We start from the raw sequence: 26,662 nt of genomic DNA on the forward strand, positions 1-26,662 counted from the left end.
CCGGCCTCGGCAGAGTGTGCGCGGGGGTTCATCTCGATTCGTTAGTTCGGCAAAACAACAGGGACCCGGTCCCCACGCAAAGAGAAGCCCCCAACCTTTCGGTTGGGGGCTCTGCTGACCTTCGCTGCATTCAAGGCGTGGGACCCGGGTCGTACCCTCGTGTCGTCCTCTGGGCCGGGTCACTTCCTGCGCTTTCGCGCTACCCCTCTGCCACCCGCTTCCGCTGAGTTCTTCGGCCACTCTGAACTTGTGACTACAGCTTAGCATGGAATCCTGTTGCAGCGCAACACGTTTCGGGGTTCTTCCCCGACCTGGGGCCCCGACCCTTTCGGGCCGGGGCGGGGCGGTCAGGCTCCGAGCATCCGATTCCGGGTTCCTCCGAGGCCGTCGCGGAGGCCCTGGGCGAACCAGGTGATCCGGGCCGGAGGGAAGGGGCCGGCGGCGGTGAGGTAGTCGCGGATGTCGTTGGCCTCGCCGGTGTCTCCGACTGCGAGGGTCTGGGTGGCGTGCGCGTGGCCTGCGGCGTAGTCGGTGGCGACCTTGGCGGCGAATTCGGTGGTGGTCATTGTCTTGCCTTTCGTTGCTCTCTGTCTGACACTTACTAATATACCCACGGACGTGGGTGATGTCAACCCCACGGACAATCTTTTTTCGACTTGACATCACCCACGACAGTGGGTAATGTAGTGAGTGTCAGAGAGAGCGGGAACAACCGAGAGGGACCGAGATGAGCACCTACTTCCACGGCACCGAGACCGCCATCACGGACATCACCTGGGCGATCTGCCTCACCGACGACGCCGACATCGCCGCCGAATACCTCCAGGGCAACGACGGCCACCTCTACACCGTCGCACTCGACGACGATGCCCGACTGGCCGACGAGGACGACCTGATCGCAGCCACCGATACCCTCGGACTCACCCGCACCCAGGGCATCGACGCCGGCGACTGGACCGACCTGTTCGAGGCCGCCGACAACGCCAAGGTGCAGGCCGTTTTGGCTGGTCAGGGGTTCGCCGGTGTCACCTACGGCGACACCACCTACGGCGGGGTGTCGCACAAGACGGTGCTGGTGTGGGACACCGCGGCCATCGAGATCACCGACCACAGCGAGGTCAGCGACGAGGATGTCGCGTAAGGGCCCGGTGCGGCACCGAAAGGACCTGACTTGTCAGAGAGAGGACCGGCCGCACCGGGCGGTCCCATGATAGCGGAGAAGGGGAATGCTGTGATCAGAGCGCTGGGCGTGACCGAGGTGGCCGCCCGCACGGGGCTGTCGGTGGACACGATCAAGAGTTATGGCCGTGACGGGATCATGCCGCCGGCCGATGTGATGATCGGCCGGACGAAAGGCTGGACGGCGGAGACGATCGATGCATGGAGTGAGGGGCGGCCGGGCAAGGTGGGGCGGCCCCGGAAAAAGATCGACCCCACCACTTGACAGCACCCACGACAGTGGGTATATTGGTAAGTGTCAGAGAGAGAGAACAACGAAAGGGAAACACCATGAACGCCAACGACATCGCCACCAAGCTCAACAGCTACGCCGGAGACAACATCTGGCAGGACGTGATCTACGGCCTCGACACCGACGATGCTGCCATCGAAGCCGCCGACCCCGGCGCCGCCAGCAACGTCGTCATCCTCACCGACGGCAGCGAGATCCGACACGACGGCAACGAGTGGTTCGTCGCCCGCGAGGGACGCGTCATCACCTGGCAGCACGACGGCGAGCGGGACCGCGCCACCCTCTCCATCGACGGCGAGGATGTCGACGCTGCACTCATTCCCGCCGCCGAGGACATCGACCCCTACAACGTCGCCGAGGACGCCCTGCTCGCCGCCAATGGGCTGACCCGCGAGCAGGTCACCGTGGCGAGCGTCCTCTGATGGTTCGCCGCAAGTCCGGCCGCGAATGGACCGCGGCCGGGCTCCCCGGCCTCCGAGACCGCCTCGCCGACGAGCACTGGGCATCCCTGGAGCGGACCCGCCAATTCGTCGCCGAGGGCCGCATCACCGCCGACCAGGGCCAGATCATGGCCGACGACATGACCTCGCAGGCCGTCGCTATCCGCGACGCCCCCCTGTACTGGGTGACGGCGCAGATGGTCGACGTGGCGGTCGGCGCGGCGACATCACTGCCCGAGTGGACACCATCGGTAGCGATGCCCTCGGAGACCGGACTGCTCGCATGGGCACGCCCGGCCGGCGAGATCGGCTGGCAGGGCGCCCACGGCGACGAGACCGTCGACTGGGATGCGATCTGGTGGCGCCATCACCACGGGCGTCTGCGGATTGCGCTCGCCTCTCGTCTGCTCAGGCACCGCGATGGTCTGTCGCCAGGTTGGGCGTCGACACCGCTGATGGCAACCCAGGACCTCCGTGTCGGGGATGCGCACGCCGCGCACACCAGCGCCGATCTGGTCGAGGATCAGACGGGCAGTGAGGCGTCTGCGGGCATCTTGTCGGTGGTGGGGTCGGCGTGGCTGCTGATGGGGCAGCCACGCATCACCGAAGTGGCGGTGCAGCGCGCCGACACTGGGCGGGTTGAGCCTGCCGGGCCGCCGCCGGATGGTGTGGTGGTTTCGCAGCCTCGGTCGCCTCGGGATGTGCTGATCATCGATCTGCACCACCAGGCGCCACGCGAGCACGACGACGCGACGGACGCCGAGCGCAAGTATCACGGCCGGTGGTGGGTGTCGGGGCATTGGCGTCAGCAGGCGTGCGGTCCAGAGAGGTCCCAACGACGGCCGACGTGGATCGCACCGCACATCAAGGGGCCGGAGGGTGCGCCGATGGATGAGCGGCCCCGCGTCCACGTGTGGCGGCGATGACCCCCCCCAACGACGAAAACCGCCCCGACCCTCGCGATGAGGATGGGGGCGGTGTCGGGAGAGTTGCGTCGGATCTCGTCGAGCGGATCGCCGCGGTCCTCGGTGACGACTGGGAGCCGTGAGCCCAGTCCGGGTGTTATGGGGCGAGCGCGCCGGTCTACCCTGCCACATCTACTCGGTAGGCGATCTGGATGGACGACGCCGCCAGACTCGCCGCAGGTGCCGTCGAGCACTTGACGACAAACTTCCCGGTGGTGCTGTTCGCATAGTCCACCCACAGCCCCAGCCCGACCGCAGCCTCCGACATCGGAGTCAGGGTGACGGTGGGCTTCGGGTTCACAGCGACGTTGTAGGTCACCTCGCAAAGGGTGCCCACAGAGGGGGAGGTGCCCGTGCCTAGTTGGATCAGACCGGCCATATCTCGCGAGGTTGAGGTGATGGTGGCTGCGGGTGGCGATGTGCCGACACCCGCCCCGTTGGCGATGGTCGGGTTCGCCCCCGTGTTGCGGACCCGCAGGGCGTTCACGGACCGGAATGTATCAACAGGCAGGTTGGTTGTGGTCGTGTTGTATGACTGGCAGCCAATGATCTTGATGTTGGCCGACGATAGGCTGCCGTCATAGTCACTAGCCCAGCGATAGGAGCTGGTCGCACCTACCGTGGTTAGGCCGATGATTACCGCGCCGTTGGTGTTCGACACATCGGTGTGGATCACCACGGCCTGATTGTCAATCCCGTTCTCGTGGTTGTAGGCAAAACCGCCGTTGATCTGCCAGCGATAGGAGTCGGCGGTAAACCACCATCCATAGTGTGTTGGCGTGTCTGGGTAGCATCCGAGATATAGGGAATTGGGAGCGGCGTCCTTGAAGATGGTGTACGGGAGCTGGTCAGTCCAACCGCCCCAGCCGTGGGAGCCAATGTGCGTGTTGCGGCCACCCTCGGTCAGGAAGGATGTCTCCGCACCAACCATGATGCAGTCAGTGAACACCGAGTCGGCGCATTTCACTGTTGCCCACAGCCCGACACTCCCAGTGGGTGCCGCGTAGTCACTCTCACCCTTACAGGCGATCAGGTGCGCCTCGTGGCAGCTCACTGCCGATGCGGGGTCGCCAAGCTGTATCCATACCTGCTTCGCGTTCGCAACTGTGATGTGATCCAGCTTCGACGCGTACGCCCGTCGTATGAGGACGCCCTTGTTGGCCAGGTTGTTGCACTCCACCCGACCGCCGGCGATGAATCGATTCCTCCACCAGCCCGTTTCGTCCCCGACTTCCAGGACGGCTCCCGCGATCGATGCGGTCGCCTTGAGGGTCGCCCCCCACATATCGAGGCTTGCGGTCCGCGGCAGGGTCAGTGTCGCGGTGACCCGGTACACGCCTTGGGGGATCTTGACCGTCCCGCCTGCCACACCTGCTGCTGTCATCGCAGACTGGATGGCGGTAGTCGAGTCGCCTGCGTCTTCGCCGTCGGCACCGAAGTCGAGGGCATTGAAGAGTCGGCTGCGGTCGGCAGCCACCCAGTTGCCGACATCGGCAGCCCACGTTGATGTCGATGTGCCCGCCGACTTGCGGGCGAGGAATACGCCTAGCGGGCTGCACACAAGATCGCCACCCGCATACGCTGTCGACGCCCGCCACTTCTGCGTCAGCGCCGACTTGATCGACAGGTCCACCCGGTACAGACCACCCACCCATCCCGTGTCCGACAGCGTCCAAGTCGTCCCGACCGCCGTGCCCTCGGTGGCCGACCAGCCAGCGAACGCCGAGTTCTGATCGGATGCACCGATCGTCTGACCGGCGATCTTCGTGATCCCCGACGGTGGTGTCAACGTGGACGCGCCCGCCGCAGACTTCACGATGTGACCGATGTGCAACGGCAACTTCCCGGCGGCAGGGCTGAACGCCGAGAACACCACCCCCGTGGCGAAGACATGAGTCGGTGTTGCTGCAGTGGCCCCCACCCCCCGTAGCACGAGGACCTGCGCCGACATCAGCCCTGACGTCGAGAAGGTGAACGTGACTACGGTCCCAGACTCCGAGCCGGTCGCGGTCGCCGCAGACAGCCGGGACACCACCGCAGTGTTCGTGATCGTCGCCAGACTTGTTGCGCCGGCAGGGAGTCCCGTGATCGTGCAAGTACCCGAGTCCGCAGCAACGTGCCCCGACGCGAGGATCAGATCACCAGCCTGCACACCGGCCGGCACGGTCACCGTGATGGTCGTTCCGAGCGCCCGCGTGCCATGCGCCACCCCAACGAACGATGGTGTGGCGCTAGGGATTTTCGCCGCGAGCGCCGACACGTCCGACTCGATACCCGACAGGTCGGTGGTGGTTGCCGCGATCACCGACTGCGCCACCGACGGATACGGCACGCCGCGAGGCTCGGCCGAAACCTCGGTCACCTTCGCCACGTCGTCGGTGGTCGATGCACCGAAGCTCTCGAAGAACACGAAGTTCCCGGCGTAGGTGGCGATCCTGGAATCGGTCACCTTCCGCACCCGACCATCGGGCAGAAGGACCGTGGCGGTCGAACCGGACAGCCACAGTTCCATCGTGTGCTTGGTGGTGTCGTCGGTTTCCAACGTTCGCGAGAGCGCTTCCGCGGACACGATGTTGACGAGACCACTGCCCGGCACCCATACACCGAACGACCAAGCAGCTTTGGTGCACACCAGGTGTGCGGCCATGCCGAACGTGCCGACCGCTGCGCCGACTGGCAGATCATTCTGGGCGGTCGTGACGGCGATGACTGCGCAACCGTTGCCGCCACCGGTGCCGGCGGCGAACCGCCACGCGATTTTGGCGTGGGCGACCGGCGCACCGAGGTCACGCGAACACAGGTAGGCGGCACTCCCGGTGGGGGAATTGCCCATCGTCCCCCAGAACGCATTCGAGCCGGTATACGGGGCAACTCCCGTGGTGCCGTACCGCCAATCGGCGGTTTGCCCGGTGTCGACGGTGACGGCCCCGGTCGGTTGGGCGGTAGCCACACCAGCGAGGGAGTGGGCGAACGCCCCGGACTTGGCATACCGGCTGTCTCCGACTTCGGCCACCCGCGAGTCGATCGTGGCCTCGCTGTAGGTGTCCAACCACTGCTGGCCGAACGCCTCGACGTATGACTGCAATGTGGCCGTCGGGGTGCCTGCGGGGATGCCGAAGGCGATCAACGCTGCGAGGTCGCCACCCTCAGCAGGCACGTCGAAGTCCCAGGTGGTTTTGCCGATGCGGACTTGCCATGCGCCCTCGGGCAGGGTTTCGGTGTGGGTTTCGTTGCGCGTGTACCGGCGTTGGAAGGTGTCGGGGGTGACGATCTTCCCGTCGACGGTCCATGGTGCGTTGCGCGGCTTGAAGCGGAGGAGTGCTGTGGCCGCGGCGGGCGCGGGCAGGGTGGCGAGGGTGAAGGTGATGTTGGGCATCATGGCTCCTCGGTGGTGGTGAGTGTGTATCCGGCTGCCGCGAGCGCATCGGCGAACGTTGTGCCGGGGTCGAGCACCATGAGTGGTGTCATGCCGTTGCTGGGGTCGTCGTCGGCGTCGATGACTTGGGCGTGTTCGTTGGCGGCGAACACGATGGTGGGTTGCGCGCGCACTTGGGCGCGACTGATCTGGGTTGGGGCGACACCGATCTCGTCGAGGATGCCGAGCTGGGTGAGGGTGCCGACCGCATCAAGTTGGTTGACGGTCACGAGCAGGTAGGTGCCATCGGAGCACGAGTAGAAGTTCGTGACCGGGCAGAACTGCGGTAGGTATTCCTGCGCGAGGGTTGCCGTTTCGGTCATCGCCACATCGCCCATCCACATCCTGGGGCGCCAGCACCGCCAGCACCGTTCGATCCAGGCACGAGGAAGTACCCTCGACCTCCTCCGTTACCACCGGCACCACCCGGGTATCCACCCGCACCACCGACACCACCGTTAGTGCCGGTGACGTTGCTGCGCCCTCCGGCACCACCACCCCCGCCACCACCACCACACTTCACGGTGGCGCCAGCCGACACCGATTGGCCTGCACTTCCACTGGCGCCGTACGTCAAACCGGCGGCCCCGCCAGCGGCATCGGCACTCGCGGAACCCGGCGATCCCGGGGTCCAATCGGAACCGTCGTAGACCCCGACGCCACCCAGACCCCCATCGCCAGCGTTCGAGCCGGTCGGCGCATACCCCTCTGCACCGACCGCTATGCCGCCAGCCGATCCGGGCCCGACCCGGAAGAGCTCTGTACCTGTGTGCGGGGTTGCATCTGCGACCCGCATCACCAGATCATTACCGGCGGTCGGCACAACCACATCCAGGCCAGTGAGACCGGTGGGGTCGATCGCCACCACCTTGTGTTTGCCGCCACGGGGGACTGTCAACACCGGTGTGTCGGCGTCCCCCGCGTAACCGTTCTGTCCACCGGAGATCCCGATCAACTTCAGTTCGGTGCACGCAGGCACCGCCCATCCGGCCTCGGTCACGGTGAACGCGTGCACATTCCACCCATTGATCACCGCATCATGGATCGCCTCGATGGTGAACGTGGCATCGGCGATGGTACCGGTCGCACCGGAGGTCGAGCCGAACCACGCGCCGAAGATGCCGGTCGCCATGTCGACGACGTCCTGCACGGGCTTGAGGATGTTCGTCAGCACCGGAAGGCTGATGTCGATCTCGGACGTGTCGCCGAGGTGGAAGATGTCGCCGAGGATTTCCAGTGGCCGCCGCAGCAACGCCGGGATTAGGTTCGCCCTGATCTCGGCGATCGTGTCCCACTCCTGCACGTCGTCGTCGAGCAGCCAGGCGAGCAGATGCGCGAACGGCGGGATCACCGTCGCGTTGAGCATCTTCTCCCACATCTCGCCGGTGATCGCCGAGGTCGGCTTGCGTCCACCCGGGTAGCGCACAGGCATCGGTCAGTCTCCGATCTCGTCCGGGTGGTACTTGGCGATCACGCGCTCAGTGCGAGCCGTCTGTGCGTAGAGGTCGCGTTGCATTGCACGGGAGTTCTCGCGGTCGACACGGATCTCGTCGCCGATCCGGGCGGTCCGACGATCCAACTCCAGCAGCGCGGCCTTGATCTCGTCGATGTCGTCACGCAGGTTTTGCTCAGGCGGGTGCGAGTTGCACACCTGTTGCTTGACCGCGTCCACGTCCTCGGCGAGGTTGGCATGCTTCGACGCCGACCGGCGCGACTGCACCCACAGGCCCACGATCGTCGTCGCCGCCGGAATCGCGATGATCGACAGCCACACCAGCAGCTCCATCCACGACGTCACCTCATCAGGCCCCGTCACCGCACCAGGCTCGCGGAGTCGGAGTCGCCACGGCCGGACGACGCAACGGAGGTCAGCACCGACACCGCGGTGGCCACACCGACGATGGCCCCGCCTGCCGCCCAGTCGATCGCCTCGACCGATGTCGCGGTGAGCACGCCGACCGCCGACTGCGCCGCCGTCTTGATCGCCCGCTCAGTGACGTCGAGCCAGAAGGTCGTGGTCCACATCACTTGCCAGCCTTCGGGTCCCGGAAACCCTCGATGCCGAGCTTCGCACCGATCGCCGCCAGAGCATCCACCACGGTCCGGCCACCGAGCTGCGGCCAACCCGGATACTTGCCTGCCTCCGCGCTGCCGGTCAGCTGCGCCTTGCAATCCTCCGCCGGGGTCAGAGCCATCGTGTTACCTCCAGTGTTGAGCTCGACAGCGCGAGCGATGACCAGATCGAGAGGGAATCCCGATCCGGGGTCTGTGTGATCGGACTCGCCGAATGCGGCCGAGATGTCAGCGTGCGTGCAGATCCCACGCCTACCTGCGCGGACGTCGGCGGGCGAGATCCGCACCAGCGGGACGCCGTACGTCTTGGCCCACCCGGCGATATCGTGGGCGAGCCCTTCAAGACCACTACCGCCCTTCGAGGTCCACTCACCGCGCGAGTACCTCGCGTACCCCTCGATGCAGATGTGCAGGCCGATCCGGTTGCCCGCCGACATCGCCGCCCACGCCTGCCGGGAGTCCGCGACCAGCCGCGCGCCCTGTCCACCCAAGGCGCGGATCAGGTGGTAGCTCCCGTTTTGCTCGGAGATCATCCACGAGATCGCACCCTCATATCCACCCTCGGTCGAGTGGAGCACGATCACCTGTCGTGTCGGCGCGGACGGGTTCGATCCAGCGCCCGAGCGTGCCGTCGGCGCGCCGCGGTAGACGCCGAGCGCGCTCACGCCAGACGCCCAAGGATCGCGCCGAGCGCGTCGGTCACGGTGCGGCCACCGAGTTGCGCCCATCCGGTGTACACGCCCGTGATGGTGGAGCCGGTGAGCTGGGCCCGAACATCAGCCATCGGGTCGGGATTTGATGCGGCAGACACAGGGATGTACGGGTAGGCGTATCCCTTGCCGGCAACCAGGGACACGCACTGCGACAGGGTGATCCAGTACGTCTTCGGCTGAAATCCGGAGTCCGCGACGAACACCGCCTGGGCCGCATCGTCGTAGCCGACGGCCGCCACGTAGTGATACACCGTGCCGCCGCCGTAGCTGGGCGATGTCGAGCCCTTCACGCCGCGCGGGTAGTTCGACGGTGGCGCGATCCAGTTCATTGCCACGCCGAACCCGTTGTCCACCGCAGTCTTGAGCCGAGACCAGAACTCGTTCACCTGGGTTGCCGTCGGCGGATCGTTTGGTATGTTCACGGTCAGGTGGTCGATTCCGAGTCGATTGCCGAGTACGCGGTCGAGGTATCCGATGTAGTCGGTGCCGTTGACCGTGGTGCCGAGATCGCGTGCCAGAACACCTTCGGCGACGATCACTTTCGACTTCGCCCAGATCAGGTTCTGCACGGTGGCGGGACCGCAGTTGTAGTACGTCTCCTGCGTGACAATGGCCGGATTCACCGGCAAGGTCTTGATCGTCACAGTTCCTCCTAGACTGCGTTGGCGACGGCGTCGGCCAGGCTTTGCGCCTGGCCGAAGGTGCCGAAGATGCGATCCCATGGACCTTTGGCCCGTTGGGATTTGCCGATCGTGGGCTCCTCGATGAGCCCCTTACCCGGTTCGTGGGTGAGGGCGACCTCACTGACGTAGCGCTCCAGGACGAGCCCGCGGTCGTAGACGCTCACGACATCGCCGAGCTGGTAGCGGCGCGCTGTCCCGTTGTCTGCGCCGAAGCTGATGCCTCGGCCGTCGGCCGCACCACCCTGTACGGTGAGCGTCAGCGTCTCCGACCCGCCCTTCTCGTGCAATGCCTTGTGCGCCACCGAATATCCCTCGATGCTGTGGCTCGCCGAGTTGTCGGTGAACTGCTCGGGTAGGGCATCGTCGGCGCCGACAGCGTCACGAATATCGCTGTCCCAGAACACTTCATAGGCGAAGAAGATGTCGTCGAAGAGGTCGCCGACCACGACCGACAGGCCGCCGATACCGGTCAGGCCGGGGATGGTTGCCAGTCCGGCGATGATTCCGGCGATGGCCAGGTTGGCACCGATCTCGATGATGTCGTTGAGGATCGCAGGCGACTTGCCGCCGACGATCGCCATGTACATCTCGGGGTGGTGGGCGTTGTACTTGATGCTGGTGATTTGTCCACTGTCCGTGCGGAATTGGACGTGCTTGCGGTCGCGGGTCTCCGCGGTGTCGAAGACGTATCCGGCGCGGTTCATGCTCAGGCTGTAGAGGCCGTCGTTGAGCGGGTCGAGTAGGCGCGAGAGGTCGAGGAATCCGTCGCTGGTGCGGTCGATGATCGACTGCAGGTTCGCAAGGCTGGAGGTGTTGAACACCTGCGGGCTGGTGCCGTGGCCGTCCCAGAGGTCGACACTGACACCCATCTCCAGGCGCTCGGTGGTCGGGGCGAACAGGTCGGCCAGCGAAGGGAATCTGGCCGACATGGCGACCAGGCCCTCGGGGAGGTCCAGGATCAGGTCGAGGAGGTCGTCGAGGCTGTCGATGTCGGCGAGGTTGGGCCAATCCCAATCCCACCGCAAGGGCAGCGCGGGATACACCGGGACGTTGAGTCTCGTTGCGACACTGGCCAGGTAGCTCTTCATCACCGGATCAGGTTTGCCGAGTCGGATGTCCTGCTTACCGGTGAGGTTGACCTGGACCTCGGGGAACAGAAGGTTGTTCACCCATGCATTCATCGACCGGAACCACAGCTTGTTGCACAGGCCGGAGAACACGTACGGGGCTTGCCCGGGTGCGCCCTCGTAGTCGACGTCCATGATGCGGCCGGTCATCACCTGCATCCCGTTGTAGCCGCAGCGGAAATGCCAGCAGGTGGTGTTGACGTTGCTCGCGAGGATCTTCGACACCAGCGGATGATCGGGGTGCAAGCTGAACGAGAACACGCCGGGCTCGATGCCCCACGATGGTCGGACAGTGGCCTGCAGGTATCGACCGACGGGACGCCAGGCGATCTTGCTACCTGGCCCGCTGCCGACCCGCAGGCCGACGTCGAAGTAGTCGAAGGCGTTGTCGACCGTGTTCGGGCGCGCATACCCGGGCGCGGTCACAGGGCGCTCCGATAGATCTGCGGCACAACGACCTCCAGCTTGGTTGCGCCGGTGGTTCCGGTGCCGGTGATCGTCACCGGGATCGACTCGTCGCGGGCGGCCGCAGGCGTGCGCCACCGGTCATCGTTACTGCCGGCCATCGCGGTCAGGGTGAATGTCTTGTCGACCCCGTCCTGGTCGGTGACGGCATACCAGTTCGGGTCGGTCTCGATGGTCAACCACTGCCCCCCGGTGAGCGTCGGCAATGCGACCGCCTCGCCCGCGATACCGAGGGTCGGCGTGGTGATGGGGCCGGTGAGCCTGAACCACGGCCACGAGTCCACCGTGCCGGGGTTTGCGACGGCGGCACCCGCGAACTGCGCGGCGGTAAACGTGTACTCCAATGGGTCTGTGCGCCAATCGGATTCGTCAGATTGGAACACAACTTCATCAAGGTAGTTGCCCGAGATGCGCATCCCCTCCCAGTCGGCGGGCGGCTTCGTGACGCAGCGCACCGCCTGCCAGCGGTTGGTGTCGACGACGCGGAAACGCATCTCGTTTCCGTCGCGGGCGCCTTCGCCCTCGCCGATCCCGTCGCGCCAGTCGGCGAGGATTGCCACCGCATCCGCACCCCTGATGCCCTGCCGGTACGGCTGGATCTGGACGCCGAGGGAGAGCTTGCCGGGCTCGAAGTCGGAGCCGACGACGGTCACGCCGCGCTGGTTGACCCCATGCAAGGTGGCCAGCTTGAAGTCCGCCCCATCGAGGCCCTTCACGTACTTGAGGTCGACCAGGCCGCGGGAATCGTTGAAGTCCCAGACGGTGCCGTTGAGGTCGGTCAACTCGTAGTCGGCCATCATGCACCTGCCTTCATCGATGCCAACATGGATTCATCGAATGCCCGTGGAGCATTGGGTGATTCGACAACGACCTTGATGTTCTTGCCTTCCTTGACTGCCCGGATCAGCTCTTGGATCTGCGAGCTGATCTGTCCGCCGAGGTTGGACAGGATCGAGGACGGATAGCCGAGATCGGTTGTGCCGGTGTTGATCGTCGGCGTCACGGAGCTGAGGTTGACCTGCCCGGACATGGCCATGCCGACATACGGGTCGATGGTGTTGTAGGCGGCGAACCCTGCACCCACGCCCATGCCCACCCAGTCGTACCAGTTCTTCGGCGCCATGACGTCGCTGTTGTCGTCGCCACCGTAACCGGCGAACCCTCCGTCTGCCCGGAAGATGGTGCGCGGGAAACGCTTTGCGTTGACCGCATCCATGAATCCGGTGCCGTAGTAGTCCACTGCGCTGGCCTGATGGACATACTCGCCGTCGGACAGCATCGCCGGGACCAGGTCGTCGCGAGGACCTCCGGGCCCCGATACTCCTCCTCCTCCGGCCATCCGCCGCATCGAGTCCGTGGTGACGTTGAGTCCGGATGTCGGGTTGGCTCCCGAGGTTTTGGACGCGTTCTTGGTGGCCTCGTTCTGCGCCTTGGTCAGCTCGTCCTCGGCCTCGGTGAGAGCGGTGCGTGCGTCGGCCGCGTCGTTCTTCGCCTTGGTCACAGCCTGGTCGGCGGACATGCGGGAGGACTCGGGGGCGTCTGCTTTGACCTCGCGGCGGCGCTGCTCGGCGAGCGCCACGGCGTCGTCGGCCTCTTGGATCTTGACCTTGGCATCGGCGACCTTCTTCTGCAGGTCGGCGATTTTCTCGGCGGCCTTGGTCGCATCCTCGGGGTTGCCCTGCTGATATTCGTTCCACGCCTTCTGCGCCTCGTAGTTGGCGATGATGTGATCTTGGTACTGTTTCTCGCCCTTCCACCAGAACGGCTCGAACGGGTTGTTGATCGTGAACTCGAACAGGGTGGGATCGTCTGGGGGAGTGGTCGATCCGGTGTCGCTGGTGTCGTCCTGGGTATCTGCGGTACCCGTCGGCGCGCCGTTGATGTTGATGGTCCCGACGACCGTGGGGCCAAGGCGTGAGACCATCTCGTTGGCCTCGTCCTGGTGGGCGTTGATCTCGTCCATGTACCCGGACCGGCCGTTGGCGACCGCGGATTGCGCTGAAGTCTCACCGGGACGCTGCTGCACCCAGAAAATGTTGTCGTCCATGGTCTTTGACCAGCCCTGCGTGCCCTTCTTCTCATCAAGGCGGTCGTAGAATCCGGTGATGTTGGTGTTCGGATCGTCGCGGCCAGGGTAGGACGAGTCCTGCTGGAAGATCCCGTGCCATGCACCACCACCGCCGGATGCCATGGTCAGGTTGGACTCCTGGATGGCGGTCGACAGGATGTCGGCGATCTGCGCGTCGGAGTACCCACGCTTGCGGCCCTCGGCGATGATCTTGCGCGCCACGTCATCCCGCGACGAGTCGGCGGTCAGGGTGATGTCGATGGGTGCACCAGACAGGCGCAGGGCCGGGGTGGCGACGCCGATCGGCCCGGACTGCCGCGTGTGCACGTGATCCTGATGGCCGCCGTAGTCCGCGGCGAAGTAGCTGCCATCGTCGGGGGTGCGCCCGTGCCACCCGACTTTCGCGCCGGTGTTGGGGTTCTGCCAGATGATCTGCTCCAGCTCGGGGCTGGACGGGGCGATGCCGAACAGGTAGCGAGCGAAGCCGTCCATGGCGTCAACGGTGCCGGTCCAGTCGATGCCCCGGTTGAGATGCTCGGGGTTGGGCGCGTACCCGGCCTCGCCTCGGTCAGACTCCTGGTGGCCGGCGTAGGTGGATGGCTGGACGCCATGCTCGGAGCCGAGGCGGGTCACCCAGTCGGGGAATCCGGGCCCGCCGCTGCTGATCGCGGTGCCCGACGGGAGGCCGTAGCCGACGATTCCGCCGTCGGCATACCCGGGTAGTGCGTCCTTGGGGATGCGGCGCTGGTTGATGGCGTGCATGAAGCCGGGCCCGTAGTAGTCCACGGCCGCGGCCTGCTGGACGAATTCGCCATTGGAGCCCCACATGAGCACGCTGTCGGAGGTTTTGGTTCCGGGGCCGACGATCGGACCGCCGGCGGCGTTGCCAGGGATGTGGACTGCGCCGCCGGGAGATCCGCCGGGGTAGGTGTTGGCCTGCGGCACAGCCTGACCGGTCATGAGCTGGCCGAGTTGGCCGACGAAGGTGCCGGACACCTGGACGTTGACGGCCTTGCCGTGGATGGCGTCGATGTTGTCCTGGGTGGTCTTCGCGGTGCCAGAGTCGGTGACCAGGATCGACTTGTTGTTGTCGGTGCGGACCTTGATGCCAAGGCGATCAAGGGTGTCGATCACATCCTCGGCGAGTGGGGCGTCGACGACGATGTTCTTGCTGTTGTCCGCGTGGACCTTTGCCCCCATGTCGGTGAGCAGCTCAAGGACGTTCTGCCCGCCGGGGGCGGTGACATTGATGGCCTTGTCTCGGGGCAGCTCGTTGACCTGACCTACCAGCTCGCCGACTTGCTTGGTGGTCAGCTCGGTGGACTGGCCCATGCCGTCGATGGCATCGCGCGCTGAGGCGAGTCCGGGCGCCAGGTCGTCGGCGAGGAAGTTCGCCGCGGTGTGCATTGCGTCGCCAGAGTTCTGCATGGCGTCGCCGAACGACTGTGCCGCCTCGCCCGCGCCCTTGATGGTGCGGCCGATACCTCCGAGGCCGGGAATTGCCTCGATGACCGAGCCGAGCACGGTCCACGTCTTGCCGAGGCCATCGATGATGCCTCCGACGAACGGGCCGAGAGCGTCGGAGATGAAACCGAAGACGTGCAGCACGCCGGCGCCCATGTTGGCAAACGCGATACCCGTGTCGAGGGCGCCCTTGGCGAGCATGGAGACGAACTGGATGATCTCGTCGCGGTGCTCGGAGATCCAGCCGGAGAGTTCGGCTGCGGCCGGGCCGAGGGCCTCTCCGAGGGTCGACTGGATGTCGGTGCGGATCGTCTCCAGGTTGCGCTTGAGGCTCTCGACCGAGCTTGCCCCGTTCTCGCCGAGGTCGTCCATCGCGCGCTTCGCCGCGCCTGCTGTGTTACCCAATTCGTTACGGGCGGTGGACAGGTCGAAGTGCTCAAAGGCGCCACCCAGGTCCTCCCACTGGGTCCCGAACAGGGCGGCTGCCACGGTGGCCTTGTCGGCGTCGGTGGGCAGTTTCCGGATGCCGTCGAGGATGGTGTCGAGCCCCTTGCGCGCCTCCGGGCCGCCCTTGGCGAACGTGGCCTGCATCTCCTCGGCGTTGAGGTTCAGCGTCTGGAAGGCCTCGCTGGTGGTCTCCGACCCGTCCTGAGCCCGGATCGCGAACTCCTTGATCGCATCTGCTGCCACGTCGCCGTCGCGCGCGCCGTGCTGCATCGCCTGCGCGACCAGGCCGAGCGCGTCGGTCGCATCGAGACCGACCTTGCGCCACTGAGTGCCGTACTCGTTGACCGTGTCGAGCAGGTCCTCGGAGAGGTTGAGGCCCTTTTGCTGGGCGACGAACAGGACGTCGAATGCCTCGGTTGAGTTGTCGGCGATTCCGGTCTTGATCATCTGCCCGGCGGCCCGGGCGACTGCCGGGATCTCCTCGCCCATGAGGTCGGCGAGGGTAGACATGCGCTCGATGACCGGCTGGATCTGCTCGGAGGTGGCATTCCCGTCGAGGATGCCTGCCTGCATGGCGATACCGGCGGCCTGGGCGAGCTGGTCGGCCGACTCGCCAAAGTTGTTGCGGTAAGCGGCACCTGCGGCCTTACCCGCCTCTGCGGCCTGGTCGTCGGTCCAGCCGAAGGAGACTTTGGTGTGTGCCTTCTCGGCCTGGATGTCGAATCCGGCCATCACCTCATCGGCGAACTTCTTCCCGATGGCCGCGGCCCCGGCGATGCCCGCGGTGATAGCCAGTGCGATCGGACCGCCCTTGGCGCCGAGGCGGGAGATCCCGGCGATGAAGCCGCCCGAGAAGCCGTCGCCGCCCTGTTCGCCTGCACCGCCGGGGTCACCGCCTGCGCCTGCGCCTTGTCGGATCTGGTCGGTGATGCCGTCACCGAGACCGCTGGTGCCCTGGTTGAAGCCTTGGCGGAACTGGTCACCCGCCTGCTGGCCGTTCTGGTCAGCCGACCGGCGGATGTTGCCCATCTGCGTGTCGAAGTCGTTGGCGGCCTGGCGAGCCGCGTCCCCGACGCCCTCGCCGATGCGGCCGAGGGACTGACGTGCCTGGGTCGCAGTCTGATCCGCGGAGCGGCCGAACTGGACGAACTGGTCTCCGGCGCGCTCCATGTCGCGCCGGAAGCCGGTGATGTCGACTTCGAGATCAGCTTGCAGTTTGCCGACGTTCAGGCCCACTACCGTCCTCCTCGGAGTCGTCTACGTGTTCGGGTGCCATTGCTCGTGCCAGCCGGGATGGCTTGGCGCGCGGCGCTTTCGGGTCGAGCAGGTCGAGAATGCGCATCTCCAGCCATCGCCACGTGCGGCGGCCGAGGATGCCTGACTCGACGTCAATGCCGATGTCCTGTAGGTCGAGCTCGATTGCCCGCCAATGCGAGAGGAATGTCGACCATAGGAGCGGCTTGGGTTGGTGGCTGGGGGCCATCGACAGTGGGTTGTACCACTGTCGGTAGCCGAGTTCGGGGACGACCGGCCCCCCGCCGGGGTCGTCTACTCCGAGGGCTCCGGGGCGGGGATCATACCAGCCCCACGGCCCTTTGCGCCAGCCTTCTTGTTGGCCGCCCGTCGTGTCGCACGGTTCGGGCTCGGGGTCTTCTCCGGCGCTTTTGGGCTGGTGAGGTTCCCGTGCTGCCAGTAGTGCAGGGCGGCATCGTGGGAGAAGCCGAACCACAGGGAGACGGTGGTCAGCAACCGCAGGATGCGTTCGCCGCTGACGCCGTCGGACTCGAGTTGAGCCCACGTCGACCCGTCGCTGCCGGTGATTTCGGTGGTGTCGGGGTCGTATGTCGCGCCGAGGGCTTCAGCCTGCATGGCGATCAGGTCGTCGGAGGTAGCCTCCGTTGATCCGTACCAGCGGCGCATCCGCAGCACCAGGTCGGCCGATGGGGATACCGCGTAGGTGCGCCCTGCGATCGGGAGTTGCAGTTCGGGGGTGAGGAATTCGTCGAGGTCGGTGAAGTCTGCACCGGTCACGTCGGTCACTGAAATGGCCTCCTATTTCAGCGTCGAAGGGTCAGTTGGTGATGGAGAATGCGCCGCCGGTCAGGCCGGTGCCGGTGCCGGTGAGCGTCCCACCCGGGGTGGTGACCACCCAGTCGGCTCCGGCGGCGACGACGTCCCAGTCTGCGGCGAGCAGGCCGTCGTCGAGAGCCACCAGCGCGGCCTTCACCGCCGCCGCGTTGGCGTTGTAGGCGATCGTCGCGGTCGTCTTTCCGCCGTAGGTGAGGACGAAGCTGCCCGCCGACGCGCCGCCGACGCTGACGGTGAACGCGCTGGTCGGCTTGACGATGTCCTCGGGCTTGCCGTTGACCTCAATGCTGCCGCTGAATTTCGCTGCGGTGCCAGGCTTTCCGCCCTTGTCGGAGACGGAGCTGATGCCCTGGATGCGCTTGGCGATCGGCACGCCGTCGCGACGCCAGTAGCGGATGTCGACCTCCTGGCCGAAGTCCTCGCCGGCGGCAATGAGTGCAGCCTGTCCCGGGTCGCGGGTGAATGCGCCGGTGGTCGGATCGAAGGACCCACGCATGAGGCCTTCGCAGGCCACGGAGGCCGAGCCTCCGACGCCCGCCTTGCGCTGCCAGCCGTCGTCGTGGATGGTCGTCGCATCCTCGTTGGTGAGCGCGGTGGACGGCGACCAGTCGGTGAGGCCGTAGATGTCGACCCACACGGGGGTGGTGTAGGTGCCGGTGTTGATCTGGACCTCGTAGACCCCGGCCTGCACGACGTCGGGGTAGAGGTTCGGGGCGTGCTGGAGAGTCGCCACTGGGTTATCCTCCTGTGTTGTAACGGATTTCGTAGCTGTCTGCGAGTTGCCAGTTGTCCCCGTCGAGGGTGGCTTCGCCGGTCACTACGCGGTAGCACCAGGCCGGTGACACCGAGCCCGGCCACTGACCGGGGGTCTCTTGATGCATGGCATTCGCGAATGCGGTGGCACGATCCCAGACGGCTTGGCCGCCGTCATCGCCGGGCTCGCGGAATCGCCACTGGACGCGTATGAGCGGATTGCGTTGCCCGAGTGCATCATCGAGTTCCGGAACCACGTCGTACACGCCCACGCTCACCGCGCGTACGGGCCGGGCGGGGAGGTTGCCGAACACGACGAGGGGGACGGCGGCATTGATCGGCTCAGAGCCAGTGGGACGGTAGGACACGAGGCCGAGGGCGTGTGCCTGTCGTGCCATGCTGACCGCGACGGCGAACGGGTTGACTGTGGTCACGATCCGAGGGCGTCCTTGATTCCCTCGGCGATGACCTCCAGTATCTCGTTTGCGTTGTGGTTCAACGCTTTTTCGAGATACTTTGCCTGTCGGCCGTTCTTGTGATTCCAGTCAATCTCTTCGTGCTGCCGGGCGGCGTAGACGCTGTTGTAGCCGACGGCGGCCATGGTCCCCTGGGCGACGGCGATGTGAGATCGGATCAGGTCGCCCTCATCGATCGGGGCAATGTCGTCGGACTCGCCCATGAGGTAGTCGGCGCCGTCCTGGAGTCCCTTCTCGGTAGCGTCGACGATATCGATGTCATCGCCGGTCCATGTGACCTGGATGCCCATGGGTGCTCCTAGTCGAGGTCGAAGGTGTAGTGGTTGGGCATGTGTGGCAGGCCGGTGTCGTGACGCTCCTCGACGATCACGGTGCGCTCCTGGTCGGAGTGCGAGGGGATCGTGACGAGCGAGCCGACGGGGATCTGCGGCGTGTCGACGAAGGTGGTGACGTGCGCCTGTGACACCACCTGGTCGCCGGCGGTGTTGCGGACGAGGCGCGCGCCGTACCGGACTCGGCACAGGATGGTCTCGGCGGCCGCGTAGGTGGCGCCGAAGCTGCCCTGTCCGGTGAAGCGGCGGACATGGACGGAGATGGTGAAGAACCGCTCGACAGACTGTGTCATCACCAGACCGCCGAGGACGCCAGGCCCGCCGAGCGGAGGATCTGGTAGGCCTCGGAGGTGAGCGTGGACAGCGACGACACAGCCTCGGCAGCGGAGGCGGCAACCACGGTCGCATCCGCCTTCTCGGTTGCGCCATCGACCGACACCTCGGTCACTGCCGGGGTGATGGATGCTGCACCGCCGCTAGGGGTGATGCCGGATTTGGCCCAGTAGACGACCTGGGCGCAGGTGGCGTCGCGCATGGCGTCGGCGAGGTCTTCGTCGGCGGGTTTGCCACTGGCGTCGAGGTCGTAGAGGTCGTTGCGGCACGCGGCGGTGACGAGGATCGAGGCGGATCTGATCAGCGGCGTGAGGTTGGCGTCGAGACTCTCGCCCGCCCAGGCGTTGACGTCATCCTCGGTGGCGTGCAGGAGGACCACGGTCAGGCCATCTGCTCGGGCAGTGGCTCGGTGATCGGTCCGTCGTCGTGGATTCCGCGGGCAGGCCGGCGCCGCTTGGCCTTCGGCTCTACCTCGGGCTCCGGCTCGGTTACCTCGGGGCCTGGCTCGACGGTGAAACCCTGCATCCGCAGGACGGCGATCTCAGCGTCGTTCACCTCGGCGGTCGAGACTCCCGCGGTGAAGTGGAAGGCGCGAGCCAGGGCAACGATGCAACCTGCGTACGTGGGGGATGGGTGGGTGATGATGTGCAGCACGGCATGTCTCCTCGGGGAGGATGGGGTGTCGGACGGGGCGCGGGAGGCCCACACGCCCCGTCCGACGATCAGGTGGCGGGCCGAGCGAGGACGGCGAGGATGTCGGCTTTCTTGGCGGCCTCGCCGAGGTCGATGCCCTTGTTGGCGGCGTGCGCCTTGAGCTGGTCGACGGTCCACTTCTCGGACGGGTCGCCCTCGGGGACGACGACCGCCGCCGCTTCGACGGTGACGGTGTAGCCGTGGCGCTCGAAGTAGGCGATGGCGCCCTCGCTGTCGGTCTCGCCGACGCCCTTGCTGAAGTCGACACCGGCGACGGTGCCGCTGAAGCCCTTGACAGGGGTGGTGATCTGAGCCATGCCGGCCTCTCTCACTGGACTCGGACGTTGCGGAGCACCGACGCCGACTTGGTCGCCTTGAGTGCCACACCGACCGGGCCCAGCTCGACCTCACCGGTCTTCACCGCGCCGGCGGTGGAGAAGTCAGGTAGCCACGACTGCACGAGCTGACCACCGACGGTGGAGACGCCGTGGAAGCCGTCGAGGGCGATGCGCACCGCGTACAGGTCGGTGAGTCCCGACGTCGACACGGTGGCGACGGTGCGGGTGGCGATCGGGATGATCGGGTTGGCCGATCCGGCCTTGTCGCCGGGGTCGACGAAGGTGATGCCGCCGTAGGACTCGCGGACGATGGGGCGGCCGTTGGCGCCGATCAGACCATCGATCGGGTCCTTGACGTACTGGCCGGAGCGGCGGGCGATGGCGCGCACGCGGGCGAGGGCCTTCTTGTTGCCGAGGATCATCGTCGGGGTGCCGTCCAGGTTGGACAGCCACTCGTCGACGGCGTCGAGGGCCTTGAATGCGGCCCTGTCGTCGGTGTCGAAGTCGCGCCAGTCGGTGACCGCGCCGGTGCCGATCTCGGTGCTGGACCCGACGAGCGCCTTGTCGAGGCCGTCGAACGCGTTGGCGTCGGTGGCGGTGTCACCGTTGATGACGGTGTCCTGGAACTTGGCGCGGGCGGCCTTGATCTTCTGGGCCATGTTCAGCGCGACGTTGGCCGATGCGGCGGGGCCGATCTTGGCCAGGATGCGGTCGACCTGGAACGATCCGCCGAGCACGGCCAGGGTGACGCTGTGCTTGCTGGTGGTGACGTTCGCGGGCGTGTACTCGGTGTTGTACGCGCGGAACGCGGCGTCGGCCTGGGTGGCCAGGCGCCGGTATCCGTAGTCGAGGGTTGCGCCGCCGCCGGCGGGGTTGACCACGTCGTCGAAGATCAGCGCGTCGAGCAGGGCGCTCTCCTTGCGGAATTCGTCGATGACCAGCGGGTCGTAGTCCTGGGTGGCGTTGTTCTTCGACTCTGCGAGGGTGACAGCCATGGTTGGCCTCTCCTTTCACTTCCCCCCGCGGAGTGCGAGGTGGTTGGGGGTGCTACTTGCTGCCGTAGTGGGCGCCGATGGCCCCGGCGAGCGTGGTGGGCTTCTTCGGTTTCCGGTCGCCGCTGGCTTCGCCGCCGGACGATCCGGGGGTGCCGGAGATCTTGATGCGGGCGGCGAGCTTCTTTGCGCGCTCGTCGATCTGGTCGGCGGGTACGCCGTCGAGGAGTTCGAGGTCCTCCTTGGACAGGCCGTGTTTGACGGCGGCGCGCAGGAGTGCGGCTTCGGCCTTCGCGGCTTCGGCCTCCTTGCGTGCATCGTCGCGTTCAGCCTGGGCCTTGGCGGTGTCGTCGAGTTTTGCTCGGTCGGCCTTCTTCTGTGCGTCTTCGAGTGCGGCCAAGCGTTTTTCGGCGGCGGCGCGGGCTTTGCGTTCGGCTGCGAGGGCCTTCTTGCCGCCTTCGCCGAGCTGCTCGTCTTCGTCGGTCTGCTGCTGGTCAGTGTCCGTCGCGGACTCGTCCTGCTGACCGTCGGCGTCGGCGTCGGCGTCGGAGCCGGTGTCGTCGCCGGTGTTGCCGTCTCCTTCACCGTTGCCGCCGAGGACAGGCCAGATCGGCCCGCGTCGGGTGACACCGAGGGCTCGGAGTCCGGTGGTGGGGTGGATGGGGAGGGTGTTGTCTGCCATCGCGGCATCCTTCGTGCGGGCGGGCACGTCGCGTGCACGCCGAAATCCCCGTCATCCGAGTGGATGCGGGGTACCCGACCGGGGTCGGGGAGTCTTAGCGGGCGGTGGTGGGCCCTATGCGCTCGCGGTCGGGGCGCCGGACAGCCGACGTGCTGTCCACATGGTCGCGGATCTGCGCCTGGTACGCGCGTACGCGTTTGCGTGCGGCGGCGCGCGCCTCATCGTCGATCGCGGCAGCCTCGGCGCGTTTCGCCTTGCGGACGCAGCGCTCCAGGTAGCGGAGCTTCTGACGATCCTTGTCGCCCTGTGGATCTGCAGTCTCGCCAAATCCCTTGGTGCGTCCCGGAATGTAGCGCTTGAGGCTGTGCCGACAGTTGACGTGGAACAGTCCGCCGCGGCGAGCATCGTCGAGGGTGGAGTGCTTGCCGTCGGGCTTGATCGCGACGATCTTGCCCTCCCAGGGTCGGCACTTGGCGCACTCCTGTGGCACGTCAGAGATCATCACGAGGTTGTGTCCGTTGGACTCTAGTCGTGCCACATGTCCTTGGATTGCAGCCTCTTTCGTCGCCTGCCTGCTCGCGGCCTCGACGTAGGTGCTCATCTCCCACCGCTTGCCCGCCTTGTCGGTGAACCCGGTGATGCCCTCCTCGGCGAAGCGCGTCAGGGCTTTGCGGGCGGTCTGCCGGCGGGTCTCGACGCCGAGGGTGGCCTGTGGCGCGGTCTCGGCGATCACCTTGCGGTAGATGTCGTTGGTGTCTCGGTAGATGTGCCATCGTGTGCGTGTGAGCGTCTGCTCCAGCTCGGCGGCGATGGCGGTCACCGCGTAGGGATCGACGGCGGCCGAGGCGACCGACCCTGCGGCCAGCGATCCGACGGCAACGGCTGCGCCGCGGTTGCCGGCCTGCGCGACGATCGTTGCGACTACCTCGGCTGACTCGGCGGAGAGCTTCTCGATCAGCTCTTGGGCGGCTTGCTGGAATTTGCGCAGCTCCAGCAGTTGACGCTCGGTCCAGTGCTGTTCGTCGAGGTCAAGGCCCTTGGCGAGGTGTTTGGCGAGCAGCTGCAGTAGCTCCACTTCAGCGGCGGCGTACAGGTCGCTGATGCGTTGCGCGAGTCGTTCGATCTCGTGCGGCTTGAGCTCGCCGTCCTGTGCCATCAGTCCAGCGTATCGGCGGCAGGCTGGTCGGTCGGCTGTTCGCCGCCCTGGGCTTGCGGGTCTGCGTTGGGGTCAGCCTCGGCAGGAGGGCCGAACGTCGACTCCTGGGGGCCGAAGATGCTCGTCGGTGGCTCTGCGCTCTTGTCGATGGCCTCGACCTCGATCTCCACCTTCTTGTCGTCCCACTCGGGGTGCAGGTAGCGGACCTTCGTCTCGGTGCTCGCCGCGCGGGCAGCCTCCCACATCTGTACGGTGGCAGCCTTGGCGCTGTCGGACTGCTGACGCATCGCGGGGAATGACACCTCAAGGTCTTCAGTTGGCGCTGGTGCCCCGGTGAGATGCGAATTGACCTGCAACAGAGTGGTATTCAGGCTGACGAGCATTGGCGACCACAGGCGGACGCGGGCGGCGCGGGTGGCGTTGGTGTCGCGCTCCTTGGCGTCGACCTCGGTCGCGGTCATCGCCACCTCGTCGGCGAGCCCGAAGGTGAGCGGCGAGTAGCCAACGCGGGACAGCACGCGCCGCAACAAGCCCTCGAAGGTGCGCTGGTGCTCGTCGACGCGGATCGCAAACTGCTGTGCCTGAAGATAAGTGATGGCTTCACCGGTGGATGCCACACCGGTGCCGACCGGCGAGTACACCGATTGATCGAGATCAAATCCGGCCTTGCCATGCCGCGACGACAGCAGCTCCTCGGAGGCGAACATGCGGCCACGCCCGAGGTCGAGGTCGTTCATCCAGCTCGACCATGTCCGGTCGATCCGGTCGAGCAGGTGAATGACGTCGCGGGTCAGGTCTGCCCGGCCGAGATCCTTGAGTGCGGGTTCGTCTCGCCACTCGGGGGCCGGTCGGAAGTTCGGCGCGTAGCCGGCGGCGATGCGATCGGTGCCGGTGGCGATGCCGGTGCCGGTGCCGTCGAGAGTGACCCCGATACCGGCGGTGGTGGGATGCTCGGTGAGTGGGATGGCCCGGCCGAGGTTGTCACGACTGCCCTGGTAGAGACCGTGGTCGATGCGACCAGGCGTGTAGTGCTGCAGCCAGCGCAGGACCACGTTGTCGTCGTCGCAGTCGAGCTCGGACCAGAAGGTGACGGCGACGAGGTGCCCCCAGCGGAAGTGTGGGATGGCGCGGTCGGCGTCGACCCAGTCGATCCATGGTGTGTCGCTGACCTCCTGGTCCCACACAACACGGCCGTACACCCCTGAGAGCATCGATGCGGACTCGGCGGCGGCGAGCCTGCGTGAGTGCGCCTCATCGGTGTTGATCAGCGCATCGATCACGCCTTGCAGGGCTTCGTCGCCGGCGGGGTCGGTGATGGTGACGGGCTCGGCGAACAGGGCCTGGGCTGCGACTCGTCCGAGGTCGGCGGCCACCGGGACATGCAGGCGCGGCGGGTTGGACGGTCCGGGTTCGCGCTGTCCCCAGAAGGCTCGCCAGGCACGCTTCACGCGGCTCTGCGAGGTGGCATCGCCCCAGGTGCGGGAGCCTTCGGAGCCGTAGAACAGGGCGAGCTTGTCGGGGTCGCCCTCCCACCAGACTTGGCGCTCGGCGCAGGCTGCGAGGACCCTGTTGTGCGGCCTGGGCGGCCAGGCGGTGCCGTTGGCGGGAAGATCGACACTCACGGGGCGGCCTTCAGGACATAGAAGTCATCGCCGAAACAAGCAACCGTGTCACCGATATGCGCGAGCGCCAGGCCGTCAGGCGTCTCGATATGCAGCGCAGGGCGTGGAGCATGGAGTCCCCAGTATTCCTCGACACCCGCCCATTTCCCAACCTCGTAGAAATTCTCCCGAGTGACCAGCCTCATCGAATCACTCACGCGGCGGCCTCCTCAGGTTCGTCAACGGTCACGGTCGGGATGGAAACGTAGGAGCGCCAGAGGTTTTGCGATGTCACTACCCCGTAACGCAGGGCGTCAGCGCTGTGGTCGTCGAGCTTAATGACCGCGTCCTCGCCCTTCTCCTCCGCCTTCTTGGTGTCCCACACGTAGCCGGGGAGCTCGTCGATCAGCGCGGTGCATGAGCGGTGGATCTTCAGTCGGTCGGCCTTGAACAGCGACGACACGAGCGTGATGCCAGGGACGACGCGGTTGTTGGCGGCGAACACCGAGGTGAAGCCGTCCACGCGGAGCTGGTTGCGGAAACCTTTCGCCGCCGGGTCGACGAACAGCCGGTCCGGCCAACCGTTCTCACCCAACCACGCACGCAGGTGTTGCGAGCGCTCGCCGTCGGTCATGCGCGGCGGATTCCACTCGGCGACCACGTACAGCACGCCGTCAACGCCGACACCGATCAGCTCCCCGCGGGTGGGGTTCTGCACGCCGTGGTCGACACCGAGCGCGACGAGCCGTTCGATGGTCGGCACCTCGTCCACCACGTGGCGTGCGGGATCAAACATGTCGTAGACGGCGCCGTCGGCCAACGCCCATTCGCCTTTGATCATGCGCCGGAACCAGAGGCCGGTGTACATGCTCTTGACGCTGGCGACGTAGTCGGCGTCGAGGTTCGGGTTGTCGTCGAGGATGAAGCTGACGCGGTGCAGTTCGATGGGTCGGCGGTCATCGCCCTCGGGGAGCGTGAGGTCGTCGCGGCGGTCGATGATGCTGCCGTCGTGGGTGATCCAGTAGGCGGCCTTGTCGAGCCATTTGAGCTTGAACCAGTGCCGGGGGCCTTCAGGGTTGCAGGTGGCCCACAGTCGCGCCCCGACGACACTCAGGCGGGACACGAGCATGTTCCAGTAGCTCTCGGGAAGCGTGCTGGCTTCGTCGACGTAGGCACCGGCGAGGGTGAGGCCCTGGATCTTGGTGCGGGCGGCCTCGTTGTCGGCGCCGATGAGCAGGATGGTACGGCCGAGGATGTCGACGGTGCCGAGCCCGTAGTTGATCTTGCAGCGTTGCGGGCCCAACATCTCCTGCATCGGCAGAACGAGGTTGTTGATGATGGTGCGCTGCGTGCGGCCGGTCATCAGGAGGTTGCCGTCCGGGCCGACGCGGATGAACCTGATCCACTCGATGAGGCTGCCGATGGTCTTCGAGGATCGGACGGAGCCCTCGTAGACGTTGAGGCGCGCCTTGGGCATTCGGGCGGCGGCGAGGCCTTTGCCGACGAGGGGGTTGACGATCACTCGTCACCGCCGAGCATGGCGTCGAGCCAGGCGTCGACGGCCGGTAGGTCGCGGCCCTCGGAGTTCAGCTCGTGCAGTTTGTTTGCCGCGACGAGCGCGGACGCGGCGGCCTGGATGAGGTCCTTCTTGGACTTCGGTGTCATGTTGTCGAGTTGGCGTGAGTTGAACACGAAGTCGGCTCCGCCGAAGCCGTGGACGAGCTCGCCTTGTTCGGTTTCGTCGAGCAGTGCGGCGGCCTTGATGAGCAGCTGCTCTTCGAGGTTGGCGCGCCGCGCCTTGTTGTCGACGTGCACCGCTTCGGCGGCTTTCGCGGTGCGGCTTCGATCCCATTGCAGGCCAAGGAGTTTCGCGCGATGAGACACGGT

Annotated in this window: 30 protein-coding genes; 4 read left to right on the top strand and 26 right to left on the bottom strand. The window is 66.2% G+C overall.

From position 1 onward, the window contains the following. Positions 1-347 precede the first annotated feature (347 nt). Positions 348-566 (bottom strand): hypothetical protein, encoded by a 219-nt coding sequence (locus tag ACWDUA_RS24100; protein WP_449753552.1) that lies wholly within the window; start codon positions 564-566, stop codon positions 348-350. A gap of 161 nt (positions 567-727) precedes the next feature. Here ACWDUA_RS24100 and ACWDUA_RS24105 point away from each other — a divergent pair, with 161 nt between their 5' ends. The 4 genes from ACWDUA_RS24105 to ACWDUA_RS24120 all read left to right on the top strand — a co-directional run bounded on the left by ACWDUA_RS24105 (position 728) and on the right by ACWDUA_RS24120 (position 2,837). Next, positions 728-1,141 (top strand): hypothetical protein, encoded by a 414-nt coding sequence (locus ACWDUA_RS24105; protein ID WP_449753553.1) that lies wholly within the window; start codon positions 728-730, stop codon positions 1,139-1,141. 90 nt (positions 1,142-1,231) lie between these two features. Next, positions 1,232-1,444 (top strand): helix-turn-helix transcriptional regulator, encoded by a 213-nt coding sequence (locus ACWDUA_RS24110; protein WP_449753554.1) that lies wholly within the window; start codon positions 1,232-1,234, stop codon positions 1,442-1,444. Positions 1,445-1,509: 65 nt separating this feature from the next. Then, entirely contained in the window at positions 1,510-1,893 is a 384-nt protein-coding gene (locus tag ACWDUA_RS24115; protein WP_449753555.1) for a hypothetical protein, read from the top strand. Then, complete coding sequence (locus ACWDUA_RS24120) at positions 1,893-2,837, top strand: hypothetical protein (RefSeq protein ID WP_449753556.1); 945 nt, start codon at positions 1,893-1,895, stop codon at positions 2,835-2,837. The genes ACWDUA_RS24115 and ACWDUA_RS24120 overlap by 1 nt, the downstream gene beginning before the upstream one ends. A gap of 157 nt (positions 2,838-2,994) precedes the next feature. On the opposite strand, the gene ACWDUA_RS24125 is transcribed toward ACWDUA_RS24120, so the two are convergent. From ACWDUA_RS24125 to ACWDUA_RS24245, 25 genes are all read right to left on the bottom strand, one after another. Continuing rightward, positions 2,995-6,252: a glycosyl hydrolase family 28-related protein gene (locus ACWDUA_RS24125; RefSeq protein WP_449753557.1), complete on the bottom strand. Its 3,258-nt coding sequence runs from the start codon at positions 6,250-6,252 to the stop codon at positions 2,995-2,997. After that, positions 6,252-6,614 (bottom strand): DUF7572 family protein, encoded by a 363-nt coding sequence (locus ACWDUA_RS24130; RefSeq protein ID WP_449753558.1) that lies wholly within the window; start codon positions 6,612-6,614, stop codon positions 6,252-6,254. The genes ACWDUA_RS24125 and ACWDUA_RS24130 overlap by 1 nt, the downstream gene beginning before the upstream one ends. After that, on the bottom strand, positions 6,611-7,723 hold the full coding sequence (locus ACWDUA_RS24135; protein ID WP_449753559.1) for a hypothetical protein: 1,113 nt from the start codon (positions 7,721-7,723) through the stop codon (positions 6,611-6,613). Before ACWDUA_RS24135 ends, ACWDUA_RS24130 begins: the two co-directional genes overlap by 4 nt. A gap of 3 nt (positions 7,724-7,726) precedes the next feature. After that, positions 7,727-8,107: a DUF2746 domain-containing protein gene (locus ACWDUA_RS24140; RefSeq protein WP_449753560.1), complete on the bottom strand. Its 381-nt coding sequence runs from the start codon at positions 8,105-8,107 to the stop codon at positions 7,727-7,729. Next, on the bottom strand, positions 8,104-8,316 hold the full coding sequence (locus ACWDUA_RS24145; RefSeq protein WP_449753561.1) for a holin: 213 nt from the start codon (positions 8,314-8,316) through the stop codon (positions 8,104-8,106). Before ACWDUA_RS24145 ends, ACWDUA_RS24140 begins: the two co-directional genes overlap by 4 nt. Continuing rightward, complete coding sequence (locus tag ACWDUA_RS24150; RefSeq protein ID WP_449753562.1) at positions 8,316-9,092, bottom strand: peptidoglycan recognition protein family protein; 777 nt, start codon at positions 9,090-9,092, stop codon at positions 8,316-8,318. Before ACWDUA_RS24150 ends, ACWDUA_RS24145 begins: the two co-directional genes overlap by 1 nt. Next, a complete protein-coding gene (locus tag ACWDUA_RS24155) occupies positions 9,026-9,721 on the bottom strand; it encodes a C39 family peptidase (RefSeq protein WP_449753563.1) in 696 nt (231 codons plus the stop codon). The genes ACWDUA_RS24150 and ACWDUA_RS24155 overlap by 67 nt, the downstream gene beginning before the upstream one ends. 8 nt (positions 9,722-9,729) lie before the next feature. Further along, complete coding sequence (locus ACWDUA_RS24160) at positions 9,730-11,313, bottom strand: Gp37-like protein (protein WP_449753564.1); 1,584 nt, start codon at positions 11,311-11,313, stop codon at positions 9,730-9,732. Next, entirely contained in the window at positions 11,310-12,149 is an 840-nt protein-coding gene (locus ACWDUA_RS24165) for a hypothetical protein (protein ID WP_449753565.1), read from the bottom strand. The genes ACWDUA_RS24160 and ACWDUA_RS24165 overlap by 4 nt, the downstream gene beginning before the upstream one ends. After that, positions 12,149-16,567: a phage tail tape measure protein gene (locus ACWDUA_RS24170; RefSeq protein ID WP_449753566.1), complete on the bottom strand. Its 4,419-nt coding sequence runs from the start codon at positions 16,565-16,567 to the stop codon at positions 12,149-12,151. The genes ACWDUA_RS24165 and ACWDUA_RS24170 overlap by 1 nt, the downstream gene beginning before the upstream one ends. 312 nt (positions 16,568-16,879) lie before the next feature. Further along, positions 16,880-17,371 (bottom strand): DUF7426 family protein, encoded by a 492-nt coding sequence (locus tag ACWDUA_RS24175; RefSeq protein ID WP_449753567.1) that lies wholly within the window; start codon positions 17,369-17,371, stop codon positions 16,880-16,882. A 31-nt stretch (positions 17,372-17,402) separates the two neighbouring features. Then, entirely contained in the window at positions 17,403-18,152 is a 750-nt protein-coding gene (locus ACWDUA_RS24180; protein WP_449753568.1) for a phage tail tube protein, read from the bottom strand. A gap of 4 nt (positions 18,153-18,156) precedes the next feature. Next, positions 18,157-18,606: a hypothetical protein gene (locus tag ACWDUA_RS24185; RefSeq protein WP_449753569.1), complete on the bottom strand. Its 450-nt coding sequence runs from the start codon at positions 18,604-18,606 to the stop codon at positions 18,157-18,159. Further along, positions 18,603-18,938 (bottom strand): hypothetical protein, encoded by a 336-nt coding sequence (locus ACWDUA_RS24190; RefSeq protein ID WP_449753570.1) that lies wholly within the window; start codon positions 18,936-18,938, stop codon positions 18,603-18,605. Before ACWDUA_RS24190 ends, ACWDUA_RS24185 begins: the two co-directional genes overlap by 4 nt. A gap of 8 nt (positions 18,939-18,946) precedes the next feature. After that, the gene (locus ACWDUA_RS24195) at positions 18,947-19,273 is read right to left on the bottom strand and encodes a hypothetical protein (RefSeq protein ID WP_449753571.1); all 327 of its coding nucleotides are present in this window, start codon (positions 19,271-19,273) and stop codon (positions 18,947-18,949) included. Then, the gene (locus ACWDUA_RS24200) at positions 19,273-19,692 is read right to left on the bottom strand and encodes a hypothetical protein (RefSeq protein ID WP_449753572.1); all 420 of its coding nucleotides are present in this window, start codon (positions 19,690-19,692) and stop codon (positions 19,273-19,275) included. Before ACWDUA_RS24200 ends, ACWDUA_RS24195 begins: the two co-directional genes overlap by 1 nt. Before the next feature lie 2 nt (positions 19,693-19,694). Further along, entirely contained in the window at positions 19,695-19,967 is a 273-nt protein-coding gene (locus ACWDUA_RS24205; RefSeq protein WP_449753573.1) for a hypothetical protein, read from the bottom strand. Between the two features lie 68 nt (positions 19,968-20,035). Next, positions 20,036-20,323 carry a hypothetical protein gene (locus ACWDUA_RS24210; RefSeq protein ID WP_449753574.1) on the bottom strand — a complete coding sequence of 96 codons (288 nt, stop codon included), beginning with the start codon at positions 20,321-20,323 and terminating at the stop codon, positions 20,036-20,038. 11 nt (positions 20,324-20,334) lie between these two features. Then, on the bottom strand, positions 20,335-21,339 hold the full coding sequence (locus ACWDUA_RS24215) for a major capsid protein (protein WP_449753575.1): 1,005 nt from the start codon (positions 21,337-21,339) through the stop codon (positions 20,335-20,337). Between the two features lie 52 nt (positions 21,340-21,391). Then, positions 21,392-22,018, bottom strand: coding sequence for a hypothetical protein (locus ACWDUA_RS24220; RefSeq protein ID WP_449753576.1), 627 nt, complete (start codon positions 22,016-22,018; stop codon positions 21,392-21,394). Between the two features lie 94 nt (positions 22,019-22,112). After that, positions 22,113-23,174 (bottom strand): phage minor capsid protein, encoded by a 1,062-nt coding sequence (locus ACWDUA_RS24225; RefSeq protein ID WP_449753577.1) that lies wholly within the window; start codon positions 23,172-23,174, stop codon positions 22,113-22,115. Next, on the bottom strand, positions 23,174-24,796 hold the full coding sequence (locus ACWDUA_RS24230) for a phage portal protein (RefSeq protein ID WP_449753578.1): 1,623 nt from the start codon (positions 24,794-24,796) through the stop codon (positions 23,174-23,176). Before ACWDUA_RS24230 ends, ACWDUA_RS24225 begins: the two co-directional genes overlap by 1 nt. Beyond that, complete coding sequence (locus tag ACWDUA_RS24235) at positions 24,793-24,993, bottom strand: hypothetical protein (RefSeq protein WP_449753579.1); 201 nt, start codon at positions 24,991-24,993, stop codon at positions 24,793-24,795. Before ACWDUA_RS24235 ends, ACWDUA_RS24230 begins: the two co-directional genes overlap by 4 nt. Beyond that, entirely contained in the window at positions 24,990-26,297 is a 1,308-nt protein-coding gene (locus ACWDUA_RS24240) for a PBSX family phage terminase large subunit (RefSeq protein ID WP_449753580.1), read from the bottom strand. The genes ACWDUA_RS24235 and ACWDUA_RS24240 overlap by 4 nt, the downstream gene beginning before the upstream one ends. Further along, positions 26,294-26,659, bottom strand: coding sequence for a hypothetical protein (locus tag ACWDUA_RS24245; protein WP_449753581.1), 366 nt, complete (start codon positions 26,657-26,659; stop codon positions 26,294-26,296). The genes ACWDUA_RS24240 and ACWDUA_RS24245 overlap by 4 nt, the downstream gene beginning before the upstream one ends. Between the last annotated feature and the right edge of the window lie 3 nt (positions 26,660-26,662).

Source organism: Gordonia sp. NPDC003376 (genome assembly GCF_053589235.1).

What these genes read in the sequence shown, in the direction of transcription:
- ACWDUA_RS24150 (WP_449753562.1), bottom strand. Translation starts at nt 9,092, where the DNA reads ATGGGCGCAACTCGGTGGCCGCACCGTGACCGACGCGCTCGGCGCGAT.
- ACWDUA_RS24145 (WP_449753561.1), bottom strand. Translation starts at nt 8,316, where the DNA reads ATGTGGACCACGACCTTCTGGCTCGACGTCACTGAGCGGGCGATCAAG.
- ACWDUA_RS24120 (WP_449753556.1), top strand. Translation starts at nt 1,893, where the DNA reads ATGGTTCGCCGCAAGTCCGGCCGCGAATGGACCGCGGCCGGGCTCCCC.
- ACWDUA_RS24125 (WP_449753557.1), bottom strand. Translation starts at nt 6,252, where the DNA reads ATGCCCAACATCACCTTCACCCTCGCCACCCTGCCCGCGCCCGCCGCG.
- ACWDUA_RS24115 (WP_449753555.1), top strand. Translation starts at nt 1,510, where the DNA reads ATGAACGCCAACGACATCGCCACCAAGCTCAACAGCTACGCCGGAGAC.
- ACWDUA_RS24130 (WP_449753558.1), bottom strand. Translation starts at nt 6,614, where the DNA reads ATGACCGAAACGGCAACCCTCGCGCAGGAATACCTACCGCAGTTCTGC.
- ACWDUA_RS24220 (WP_449753576.1), bottom strand. Translation starts at nt 22,018, where the DNA reads ATGGCAGACAACACCCTCCCCATCCACCCCACCACCGGACTCCGAGCC.
- ACWDUA_RS24195 (WP_449753571.1), bottom strand. Translation starts at nt 19,273, where the DNA reads ATGACACAGTCTGTCGAGCGGTTCTTCACCATCTCCGTCCATGTCCGC.
- ACWDUA_RS24135 (WP_449753559.1), bottom strand. Translation starts at nt 7,723, where the DNA reads ATGCCTGTGCGCTACCCGGGTGGACGCAAGCCGACCTCGGCGATCACC.
- ACWDUA_RS24210 (WP_449753574.1), bottom strand. Translation starts at nt 20,323, where the DNA reads ATGGCTCAGATCACCACCCCTGTCAAGGGCTTCAGCGGCACCGTCGCC.
- ACWDUA_RS24105 (WP_449753553.1), top strand. Translation starts at nt 728, where the DNA reads ATGAGCACCTACTTCCACGGCACCGAGACCGCCATCACGGACATCACC.
- ACWDUA_RS24165 (WP_449753565.1), bottom strand. Translation starts at nt 12,149, where the DNA reads ATGGCCGACTACGAGTTGACCGACCTCAACGGCACCGTCTGGGACTTC.
- ACWDUA_RS24190 (WP_449753570.1), bottom strand. Translation starts at nt 18,938, where the DNA reads ATGGGCATCCAGGTCACATGGACCGGCGATGACATCGATATCGTCGAC.
- ACWDUA_RS24215 (WP_449753575.1), bottom strand. Translation starts at nt 21,339, where the DNA reads ATGGCTGTCACCCTCGCAGAGTCGAAGAACAACGCCACCCAGGACTAC.
- ACWDUA_RS24100 (WP_449753552.1), bottom strand. Translation starts at nt 566, where the DNA reads ATGACCACCACCGAATTCGCCGCCAAGGTCGCCACCGACTACGCCGCA.
- ACWDUA_RS24225 (WP_449753577.1), bottom strand. Translation starts at nt 23,174, where the DNA reads ATGGCACAGGACGGCGAGCTCAAGCCGCACGAGATCGAACGACTCGCG.